The organism is Providencia sp. 2023EL-00965, assembly GCF_033550225.1.
Lineage (GTDB): Bacteria > Pseudomonadota > Gammaproteobacteria > Enterobacterales > Enterobacteriaceae > Providencia > Providencia manganoxydans.
In genome coordinates, this window is record NZ_JAWUEH010000032.1 from 1 (window position 1) to 9,923 (window position 9,923).

9 protein-coding genes and 3 pseudogenes are annotated in these 9,923 nt (G+C 39.6%); 3 read left to right on the forward strand and 9 right to left on the reverse strand.

The window, feature by feature from the left end:
* Positions 1–122 precede the first annotated feature (122 nt).
* The 9 genes and pseudogenes from SC428_RS21695 to SC428_RS21730 all read right to left on the reverse strand — a co-directional run.
* A pseudogene (locus SC428_RS21695) lies at positions 123–395 on the reverse strand (winged helix-turn-helix domain-containing protein); the annotation flags it as partial.
* A gap of 147 nt (positions 396–542) precedes the next feature.
* Positions 543–719, reverse strand: a pseudogene (locus SC428_RS21700) (type I restriction-modification system subunit M); the annotation flags it as partial.
* 27 nt (positions 720–746) lie between these two features.
* The gene (locus SC428_RS21705; protein ID WP_412544847.1) at positions 747–1,043 is read right to left on the reverse strand and encodes a winged helix-turn-helix domain-containing protein; all 297 of its coding nucleotides are present in this window, start codon (positions 1,041–1,043) and stop codon (positions 747–749) included.
* Positions 1,043–2,170, reverse strand: a complete 1,128-nt coding sequence (mcrC, locus tag SC428_RS21710; protein ID WP_001277095.1) for a 5-methylcytosine-specific restriction endonuclease system specificity protein McrC — start codon at positions 2,168–2,170, stop codon at positions 1,043–1,045. Before mcrC ends, SC428_RS21705 begins: the two co-directional genes overlap by 1 nt.
* Positions 2,170–4,368, reverse strand: coding sequence for an McrB family protein (locus SC428_RS21715; protein WP_318710306.1), 2,199 nt, complete (start codon positions 4,366–4,368; stop codon positions 2,170–2,172). The genes mcrC and SC428_RS21715 overlap by 1 nt, the downstream gene beginning before the upstream one ends.
* A 15-nt stretch (positions 4,369–4,383) precedes the next feature.
* Positions 4,384–4,659 (reverse strand): annotated as a pseudogene (locus tag SC428_RS21720) (type I restriction enzyme endonuclease domain-containing protein); the annotation flags it as partial.
* A 230-nt stretch (positions 4,660–4,889) separates the two neighbouring features.
* Positions 4,890–5,315, reverse strand: a complete 426-nt coding sequence (locus SC428_RS22220; protein ID WP_369511662.1) for a putative zinc ribbon protein — start codon at positions 5,313–5,315, stop codon at positions 4,890–4,892.
* A 251-nt stretch (positions 5,316–5,566) separates the two neighbouring features.
* The gene (locus SC428_RS21725; protein WP_318710307.1) at positions 5,567–5,797 is read right to left on the reverse strand and encodes a helix-turn-helix transcriptional regulator; all 231 of its coding nucleotides are present in this window, start codon (positions 5,795–5,797) and stop codon (positions 5,567–5,569) included.
* 100 nt (positions 5,798–5,897) lie between these two features.
* Complete coding sequence (locus SC428_RS21730) at positions 5,898–6,476, reverse strand: inovirus Gp2 family protein (RefSeq protein WP_318710308.1); 579 nt, start codon at positions 6,474–6,476, stop codon at positions 5,898–5,900.
* A 752-nt stretch (positions 6,477–7,228) separates the two neighbouring features.
* Here SC428_RS21730 and SC428_RS21735 point away from each other — a divergent pair.
* The 3 genes from SC428_RS21735 (at position 7,229) to SC428_RS21745 (ending at position 9,806) form a co-directional block, all read left to right on the forward strand.
* Positions 7,229–8,194, forward strand: a complete 966-nt coding sequence (locus tag SC428_RS21735) for a hypothetical protein (protein WP_181480440.1) — start codon at positions 7,229–7,231, stop codon at positions 8,192–8,194.
* Positions 8,195–8,509: 315 nt separating this feature from the next.
* On the forward strand, positions 8,510–9,241 hold the full coding sequence (locus SC428_RS21740; RefSeq protein ID WP_318710309.1) for a DUF3944 domain-containing protein: 732 nt from the start codon (positions 8,510–8,512) through the stop codon (positions 9,239–9,241).
* A 46-nt stretch (positions 9,242–9,287) separates the two neighbouring features.
* Positions 9,288–9,806: an HTH domain-containing protein gene (locus SC428_RS21745; protein WP_318710310.1), complete on the forward strand. Its 519-nt coding sequence runs from the start codon at positions 9,288–9,290 to the stop codon at positions 9,804–9,806.
* Positions 9,807–9,923 lie beyond the last annotated feature (117 nt).

Below are 9,923 nucleotides of genomic sequence, written 5' to 3' on the forward strand. Positions count from 1 at the left end.
GGTCAAGCAGAACATTTTTACTATGGCCAACCGTTAGGAGAAGTGCGCCTCGTGAATAGAGTATTCGGACTTTAATCCACTTTGAGCGGAAAAGCTCAGCTTCACGATTCTATTTGCAACAGAGCCATCCACTCTAAACCTTCCTTCGTTAAGCACCATTTTCCTCGTGATAAGCTTTGTGAGAGACCTGCGCGTTTTAGCCTATCATGAGCCCAACCGGCACGGTTTTTATAGACTAACTGGCCGCTTGAAACGAGCTCGGAGCGCTGATTGTCGTCTAATCCTAAGATTTCAGCTGCCCCCTCATGGACATCTTTTGCTGCAACACCTTCCGGATGATGCTTTAAAAAACGTAATATCGGCTCAATAAATTTATCGTAGGTTGGAACGGTCATGGAAACCTTCTATAAGAGATACTTAACATGAATTTCTATACTATGGCATCTAATATTGAGAATGTTAAGTTAAGCCTGAAGGATTATCTTTAATTAAGCGTTCCCAAATGTCATGGCCTTTCATCGATTTTTCTATAGCATTATCAATTTCGCGGCAACGTTACAAAACAACTGACTAGGGTAAAGAAAATAGCCTCTGGTTCTGACGGCATCATCTTTAATCTCATCGGTAATGATGCTGCCATCTAACTTAGCGTAATTAACGCTCTCATCACCTGCTTCGATATAGTTTACAAAGTTCTCACTGATACAGCGGTAGAACAACGCACCGAGAACATATTACTTAAAATCTCATCCATCAATAGAGCCCAGCTTAGCATTTTGCTTGGCTTTATCAGTCAAAGACCAAACGCCTCTTGATGAATTCTCAAGATATCCTGCTTTTTTGAGGTAGGTTCTCGCCCAAGCCAATCGATAACCAACCTCCGTTTGGCTACTTTTTTCAGGGTTGTGCAGAACAGCCAAAGTACCCTCATCAAACTTTTCAAGCTCGACAACTTCTTCGTATATCTCGTCGATACTGCCTGAGCCCCCAAGGTTCACTAATTCCTTTATTAGCGGTAGCATAAGTTGATCGAATGTGACCATTATTTTTTCTCCTGGAAACTCTTTTGTAAAAGAGCAAGTAGGCGCTCTCTGATTGAAATAGCTGACTCACCTAAATTAACAGTGCAAAACCATATTGGGTGGCCTTGAATTGTTACCATCTCAGCGACTTCTTTATCCACTGTCGGGTGAAGTAACATGCCAATACTTTCAAGTGATTTGGGGTCTGAAGTGTCTTCCTGGCTTCTAAGGTAAGTATACATTTGGTAGATATAACCACTGCGAAGAGTCTGTTCCCTATGCCAACCTTTAGTGGTCACTGAATTGAATTTTGTGTCGATTACCAAACGCTTGTCTGGTGAACGATTATCGATAATGATGTCTGTTTTCATGCTGGGAAGAATTTCGTCTATCCCTGAGCTTTTATCTGATATCTGCCAATCAAACTGTTTGCCAGCCAATACTCGCCACTCTCTTTTATCTAGTGCTACGGCATAGAAACCCGCTACAGCTTTTTCAAACAATTTTCTAAGCCACTCTTTTCGAGTGTCAGGAGCTGTTAGATGAAATTGACCGTCAAACTCTGTGGGTATAGCGAGTGAAAAAGCCAAATCGGCTGCAGCAACCATCTTCTGATCGCTAATATCATGGCGTCCAAATCTTTCCGACTTTCCGCTGTAATTTATTGGCTTTGCCTTGCTCACGCCTAGACGTTCTAAACTCAGCATTAAGGCTCGGCATTTATGTGCAAGAGTTGGTTTAATATTCAGCTTTGATAATCGTTCTAATGCAGATCTAACATAACGATTACGGGGAGTATCTACCGTTAACTCATCAAAGCGACAGCATACCTTACCTTTTTCAAGTAGCCTTTGCCGCTCGGTGGTTAGGGTATCTATGCGTCCACGAACTCGATTGATTACAGCAACTTTCGATTCATACCCATAGCTTAAATTTCGCATCATGCGTTCTTCAACTTGATGGCAGAGAATCTCGGCAACCAAATCTGCTATGTCTTCTGGGTTGTCTTCTACGTCGACTTTATTGGTGCCAAGGTGGCGATAAAGGTCCGAAGCATAGAGCATCAACAACCACAGGTTACGAACAGGAATCTTTCCTAATCGTCTCGACGAAGTAGTTTGGCTTTTCGCTTCAATAACGGCAGACATTAGATGCCTTCAACCAAAGCGTCTTTGGATTTGATAGCGCGTTCTATATCGTCAAACCAGTATTCTTCAAGAAGCGGTCCAATTTCAGTTTCTACGACACCTTGAAACCATGCTGCAGCATCTTCAATCTTTGTATTTAACGGTGGTGTTACATAACTGTGGCCGATTTTAAACTGAGGGCCCAAGTTGCGATCTTTTGAAATCTCGTTATTTAGTGAGACTATGCGCTGTTCAATTAACTGCAAAAAATCGTTATCAATACCAGCCTTACTATGAACCCAATTGCGCCATGCCTCACCGAGCGTTGGCTTAAGATCAAAAAATGCGAATCGGCGACGTAGAGCAAGGTCAACAAGTGCTAATGAGCGGTCGGCAATATTCATAGTGCCAATAACATAAAGGTTAGCGGGAATATGAATTCTTTCGCCTTCAGCTCGACGATAACTAAGCTCCAAAGCTTCACTTGGCGTGCGCTTGTCAGCCTCTAACAATGTGAGCATTTCGCCAAAAATCTGAGCAGGGTTTCCTCGGTTAATTTCTTCGATAACGACTACGTGTTTGCTGCTCGCATCTTTTTTGGCTTCATTAATCATTTCCAGAAATGGACCATCAACGAGAGTTAATTTTCCTTCGCCTGATGGCCTCCAACCACGCACAAAATCTTCATATGATAGATTGGGGTGGAACTGAACAGCGCGTAGAGAGTTTTCGTCCTTTTGGCCCATTAACGCATATGCAAGTTTCTTTGCGAGCCATGTCTTACCAGTTCCCGGAGGGCCTTGGAGAATAAGGTTTTTCTTATGTCTAAGCTGAGTAATTATTTTTGCGATGCTTTCTCTTTCAAGAAAACAACCATCAGCAATGATGTCGTCAATTGTATAAGGTTCAATAGGCGCAGTCTGAACAGCAACTTCGTCTTCTTCTGCCGATAGCTCCTCGTCATCAAGGTCAGTAGCATTCGGATGAGCGGATGTGTCGGTATCCTTAAATAGCCAGGCCGAAAGCGACAGTTCTGGAAAAGAGTGTACGGGGTAGGCGTCCTCTTGAAATCGTGTTTCTAGATCATCAATCAGACCGAAGTAATCTCTTGAGCTACAGCGACCTTTTTCGCCATTCTTGCCTATTTCTAAACCCAGCTTTTTAGTGATGTATGCCTGTGATTGGCCATCAAGTGTCAGATACTTCCATGGTCTAATCCAATACAGCCCCATTGAGAGGTTCCAGCCGGTTCCCCAGCATTTAGTCGCAGTTTCATAAGCATCGTAAAGTTCCTCTGCGGTATCAGTTTCTGAGTTATTAGCGTGTTCTATGGCGGCCTCAAAAAGGTTCCATAGTGTATCAATGTCATGTTCACCCCGTCGGTATTTGTATCCAAAAAACCAAGAGCGCTGATTATTAACAACAGGGATACCTTCAAAGGAATTAGGAACAGGCGTTTCAACTTTCAAAAAAGCAGCAAGCTCGCTTGCGATGGCTATTCGGTTAGCATCGGTAATACGCCGGTTAAAAAGGCCGAAGACGGTAAACGGGCAAATATCACTTAGCAACTCTTTTGTGCCTTCCTTAGGCTGATCTTGAAGGACAGAAATGCTTTCAATTTTGTTCGGTAAATCGTGGATGGCTGCCATTAAAGAAGCACGATCATCCTTGTAAGTTAATAGCTTGTCGGCAAACTCTTCGTAAAATTGGGTCCATTTAAAACGCTGTTTATCGACAGGGGTATCACCAAAGCGCTCCTTCCAATAGGGAGCATTGCGAAAACGATCTATATCCTGGGGTTTATTATTGAAAGTGAAGTCAATAAGCCCCTCTGTCATCCAATCATCGGGAGAAACGCGCCAAATAGTGCTGCGATTGGTATAGAAATACCATTCATTAACAGGCTCAAAGCGTGGTTGCCATTCAACATCGACAAACCGGCCATCGCCATGATTACGGGTAATCACACCAATAGCTTTGATCCCCATTACTGAAACAGTCTGGCCTTTAGTATCGAAAGGGAGCTCTCGCTTTCTTGTATATGACGATTTAATGGCAATCTTGTCGCCCGGCTGCATATTGCGGACTACATCGAGATATTTATCTTCATAGCCATTTTGCCAAACGCCATCGTTGAGAAAACGCTCCGTTTGGTCTTCACTACCTTTGCCGTAGGATGCACCCACAAACCAGAATGAATTAGATTTATTTGTTGTCATCTATAAAAGCACCCTTTATTTCGTCCATGAATTCGACAATGTCTCAGCCTGCTTCAAAATAAGCTCTACAGCTTCAGCGGCTTTGTCAGGTGAATATTTGTAACGCTGTAAAGTGCGGCGCACGAGTATTTTTAATTTAGCTCGAACACTGTCACGAACTTGCCAATCAACCGTGGTCGATTTTCTGAGTTTATCTGTGATTTCGACGGCAATCTTTTTAAGGATCTCATCACCAAGTTCACGTACTGCACTTTCGTTGTTGGCTAGAGCATCATAAAATGCGATTTTGTTCTGCGCAACTAAATCAGGACACTTTTCTTAAGGAATTTTCATACACCACTGGCGATAAATAATTATTGGCCGTGTGTGATAGCGTAACAGCCGTTCCTCGATATGAAAATTCAGCCTTAACTCCTCTTCTTCGGTGAGCTTATCAGGGTAGGCTTAATTTTGGTGGCAGTACCGTGGTCACATTTAGCGAAAGCGTGATTGATTAACCTAACACCATGAGCATTAAAAGGTCATAATGGAAACGATTTTTCTGTTTTAGGCTGATGTTCCTCTGTTACATTCTGGGCAGGAATACACCAAATCCCCTCATGGCACTTCGGGCAACATTTTTGATTACTTGTAAAATACTCACGACACTGCACGCAAAACCAATTCGTGACCTTTAAAATAGGGGACACTGATCGAACCTGTGTGCTCAGTCGTGCCTTGTCTTCTAAGTTCTTGATCTTACTGATGACCCGCGGACAGTGCTCTGCGGTCTGAGGATCAGAATGGGTAAACCATGACTCCGTTGGCGTCTTGTGCAGTGTGACGGGCTCACCGCAGTGAGCACAGTAATAGTTTTCTCGTGAATAACTCGGTTCTTGGGTGGCTCCCGCGAAACGATTGTTCTGCGTTAAGGCTAGCGACATTTTGACTTCATGTAATTTAAGCATGGGTGTGCTCCTTCTGTAAAATTTAAACTAAACGTTCTGAGTACCCAACATTCATGATCCACACTCGGCAACCCACCTTGAAACTTAGAAGACCACTGAGCTGTGCCTACATGCGTATCGAGCCAGGTTCGTATGTTTAGGGCGTCGCTTTGCCTAGAGCGCATTCAATCGCACCAGGTGTGGTTGAAATTGAGTTGGTGGGTAATGGGTGGGTATGCTATGGAAAATGCACGGCGACTCGCGCTAGTGCCTTAGGATCCAAGGGCGGAGTTGCCCCCTCTCGATTCATCAATGCGCGCTTGTAGCCACTGTTCTACTTCACTTTTCAGCCATCTTGAGCTGCGTCCCAGTTTAATCGGTTTGGGAAACTCACCGTCTTGAATGAGTTTATAAAACCACTTATCCGTTAATCGTGTCAGATGAGTGATAAATTTAATATCGACTAACTGATCGTCCAGTAAAGATGTTTTCATCGTATTCATTGGGAAACTCCTGTCTTTGAAATAAAAAGGCAGAAGTGATATCGAGATAATTATCGGGATATGACTTCTCAAATCATATCCCCGATATGTAAAAAATTACTTATTGACTACACCCAAAACAACGATAACCATCGTGATAAGGTTTGCTGTAATCTTTAGCAAGATAACTTAATGCTTGCATGGTATTGATATAGGCTTGTTCAAAACCAATTTTTTCTTGTTCTAAGTAATGACAACTGGAAAATTGCACTAATCCTTTCTGAGGGGTATTAAATAATCCTAGCGCACTGTCCCAAGCATTAATAATTAATGCTGCGAGATTATTATCTTGATGATAATAGCCAACGCCATGGTAGATATCTTTATTTAATAATAAGGCAACATGGTAATGTGTTTTCTGATTAATCGGCCCTACTTCTCTTACCCAAACATAATCTACATTAACCCTTAGATTCCGTCCCCATAAATGGCTTTTATTTTTAACGTCAACCATGATCCTTCTTTTTAATGATTCAAAAAAGCGAGTAATCACTTTGGGATCATTTTTGTAATCAATGCCGTTATAAGGAAATCGCAAATCAATTCTAAAAACAGATAATCGTTTAAACTCGCTGAGTGATTTATTGACCATATGACTAATTCTTTGTTGGTAATAAGAATTACAAGTATAATTCGACATCATCTAACCTCTTATATTTAACGGTAATTAGTGTTTCATATAAGATGGTTGATATGTATTTAATTACATTTTATTTTCATTAATCAATAAATATAGGGGATCATCAAACCTATTATTGCTAAAGTATGACTATCGATATAATACTCTATAACTATTCATTTAATCACTCTACATAAAGACTATGTAGAGTGATTAAACTCATTACACTATTAATATATTAAATATATATATTACCATACCAACATGATTGAATGTCATCACTTTAAATATTTTCATGGATAAGGTGCTTTAACTTTAAGTTTTTATAATTTTCTTACTCTGAAGTTACCTTAGAATGTCTAATCAATATTCGTAAAAATATTAATTTTAATAAGGTAGATGCTTTCTCTTTGAGCCATGTTTCGGTTATGTATTCAAAATTTAGGTCATCAATCTAATGGGGGTTAGTGTCAATTGTTAGAAATTTCTCAGTTTTTCAAATGCTCGACGTTTGGCTAAAAAATAATTTTCAACGGATTAGATACATAACCCATATAAAATATCTATAGAATAATTTGTTTGGATTAACAAAGTACTAAGCTCAATGTTTAAGTGCTATAAATGTTATTTATCAGTTAGATAGAAAGAAATGATTTGTCTCAATGTATAGTCATTAAGTGGACAATAAACATTCGTAACTGAGTCGAGAGGTAGACAGGAGTACGACAAGATTGTATTATTTTTCATGTTTAAATTTAATAAAGGGTAATGAAATGGAAGAAAATAATGCAATGAAAGAGTTTTATTCAAAATTAAAAAGTGAATCGAGTTCTAATTTTATTAAGTTTTTCACTAATAACTTGATAAATGATGTTAAATTATTTCATGAGATTCCTTACTCTCCAATCATAAATGTCGAGCAAAATAAAGAGTATTATCTTAATGAGTTTAAAAAATTAGTTGGCTATAAATCATTCTCAAACGTAACAATAGAAAAGCTTGAATCTGTTTATAATAAATCAAAAGATGAATTCATATCTGAAGAAGAGATAAACTGGTTAAATAAAGATATTAGATTTGTACATTATATTTGGGCGAGAATTATCTTAATAGATTATAACTTTAATGGGATAAAATTAAGTTCTAATTTAATATCTGCAATACAGATGTCAACATCAAGTAAAGAAAAAAACGCCTCTATTATAAATTTTATATATGATTCTTATCAAATTACACGTAGTGTTAAACTTTTCTTTATTAATCAATGGATAAATGAATATAATCAACAATTAAGATTTGTTAATATTCCACGTTGGATTTTTGAAAAAGAAGAAACCACTATGGACTGGGTTTGGGGTTACCTTTCAAAAGCGAATGACAATCCTGATTACGCGATCAACTCATTTTGTACCTTGAGTCAATTACAGTCTATTTTTGACATTTCTTACAAAAGTATAAAAAAAGAAAGGTACTTAGTTTTGATCGCTATTTTATTGTTATGGGGGGCAAGCTTATTACAAAAAAAATATTTAATACAAAATATGAGAAAAGCCTATTTACAAAACAAGCTTAGATCGGAGAGAGTAAATCAATCAGCATTAAGTTGTTATATAGAAAAAGATAAAAAAAATATGCTAGTTGATATGGCTGAATATTTTGAGTTACCTTTAAATAAAATGATAGAAGCATTGATTGAGGGTAAATATAAAGAAATTTTTCAAGATGAAAATGTTATTTAAAATGCAAGTTTAATTCAGTTTTTGCTTTCATTAATTTGAAGGCAAAACTTATTATTTTTTATGTAGACTAGTTCATTGTCAGTTTTGGTAAGCGCTCATTTTATTTCATTATTTTTTACTTCTATATCACCCTCATGAAACTCTTATAACGATAATCAATTTTAAATATAAAGATTCATAACGTCCCCGTTTTTAATAATGACATACTTTGACCTGACTATTTATCAATTTCATTGAAAATAATTTTTTACGCGACATACCCTGTCCGGTCGGTTTGTTACGCTGTTGGCTCCTTAATTCATTGGAATCAACATTATGCCAAAATACCGTATTGACCCTGATTTAGCTTTTATTGCTCACTGCAATAATGACGACTTAAGCCTTTTAGTTTCCGTTCTGACGCATGACCATAAAGACGGCAAAAAACGCTGGAGTGAGCGTTTAACTCGTAAGCCGGAATATCAACTTTATTATCCTAACCATCAGCGTTATTGGACAGACATTTGCGCTGAGCTACAAACCTTTGGCGCCAACAGTTTAGTCAGTGCCGTGCGCGGCAATAAAGGTGTGTTATATCGCGAAATCCTGCTAGATGTTTGTAAAAAGCTGAAAGTTAACTTTAACCCAAAAAGCGACATTGAAACGCTGGAAATGAACCTGTTAATGACGGTGATGGAGAAAAGCTTAGATAAACTCAATGAAGAAGAGCTCCGTACCCTTGCTCACGATTTACAATTGAATCTCACCAATCCCACACCGCAATTGGTCATGATTGCCTTACAAGCCGCCGTTCGCACCTCCGGATTTGCGGCACTCGAAATTGCCACGGTCGCTGCCATGAGCATCATCGAGCTACTCGGCGGCGTGGCGACATGGGGAACGATATTTGTCGCTAATCGTGCCTTATCCTTTTTAGCGGGTCCGATTGGATTAACGCTCACCTCCGCATGGCTCATTGCGGACATTGCCGGTCCCGCGTACCGCGTCACGATACCCGCTTGCATCATAGTTGCGTATCTGCGCCAAAAGTCCCTTTCACCGGCCTAAGCCCACGCTTAAGCCCTTTTGTGTTATCGCTGGTAGGAAACCGAATATGGCACAACCGTCACCTCGCCATGACCGATTAGTTCATCGGCTGGCGTATATCCTGACCCATTTATTTAAAGGAGAAACGTTATCACCCCAAGTATTAGCGGCTGAATTTAATGTGTCCCTGCGTACCATACAACGGGATTTTCATGAACGTTTGGTCTATTTGGACATTGAACAACAGGAGGAAGGCTATCGTCTTGCAGGAGGACAATCCGCCTTACGTACCGACAGTGATATTTTGCAGTTTGCCCAGATTACGGATATTACACCACTTTTTCCGGTGCTTGACCGCAAGTTACTGTCGTTATTACTGAGTCGGCATGCGCAAGGCTCCCCGTATGTGGTCTATCACGCACCGCCCAAAGCCTTACCGTCCGTGTATGGCGGCTTTGCTTTAATCACACAAGCCATTTTGGATAACCAGTTTATTCATTATGAGATTGGGGGAAAAACCACGCATTGGGTCGCACCGTATAAGCTCACCTATTTTAATGGGCATTGGTATGTCTGCTGTCACTGATCATGTAAAACTGATCCACTAACGATCATAGAAAACTGAGCCACTTGGTATTATCCGTACATTTTTGTACGGGGAATTTATGATTACCAAGGAGATATTTGTGGATATTCATGTTCG

Bases quoted from the DNA above. Each gene is read 5' to 3' on its own strand.
- SC428_RS21735 (WP_181480440.1), top strand. From the start codon at position 7,229: ATGGAAGAAAATAATGCAATGAAAGAGTTTTATTCAAAATTAAAAAGT.
- SC428_RS22220 (WP_369511662.1), bottom strand. From the start codon at position 5,315: ATGCTTAAATTACATGAAGTCAAAATGTCGCTAGCCTTAACGCAGAAC.
- SC428_RS21740 (WP_318710309.1), top strand. From the start codon at position 8,510: ATGCCAAAATACCGTATTGACCCTGATTTAGCTTTTATTGCTCACTGC.
- SC428_RS21705 (WP_412544847.1), bottom strand. From the start codon at position 1,043: ATGGTCACATTCGATCAACTTATGCTACCGCTAATAAAGGAATTAGTG.
- SC428_RS21725 (WP_318710307.1), bottom strand. From the start codon at position 5,797: ATGAATACGATGAAAACATCTTTACTGGACGATCAGTTAGTCGATATT.
- mcrC (WP_001277095.1), bottom strand. From the start codon at position 2,170: ATGTCTGCCGTTATTGAAGCGAAAAGCCAAACTACTTCGTCGAGACGA.
- SC428_RS21730 (WP_318710308.1), bottom strand. From the start codon at position 6,476: ATGTCGAATTATACTTGTAATTCTTATTACCAACAAAGAATTAGTCAT.
- SC428_RS21745 (WP_318710310.1), top strand. From the start codon at position 9,288: ATGGCACAACCGTCACCTCGCCATGACCGATTAGTTCATCGGCTGGCG.
- SC428_RS21715 (WP_318710306.1), bottom strand. From the start codon at position 4,368: ATGACAACAAATAAATCTAATTCATTCTGGTTTGTGGGTGCATCCTAC.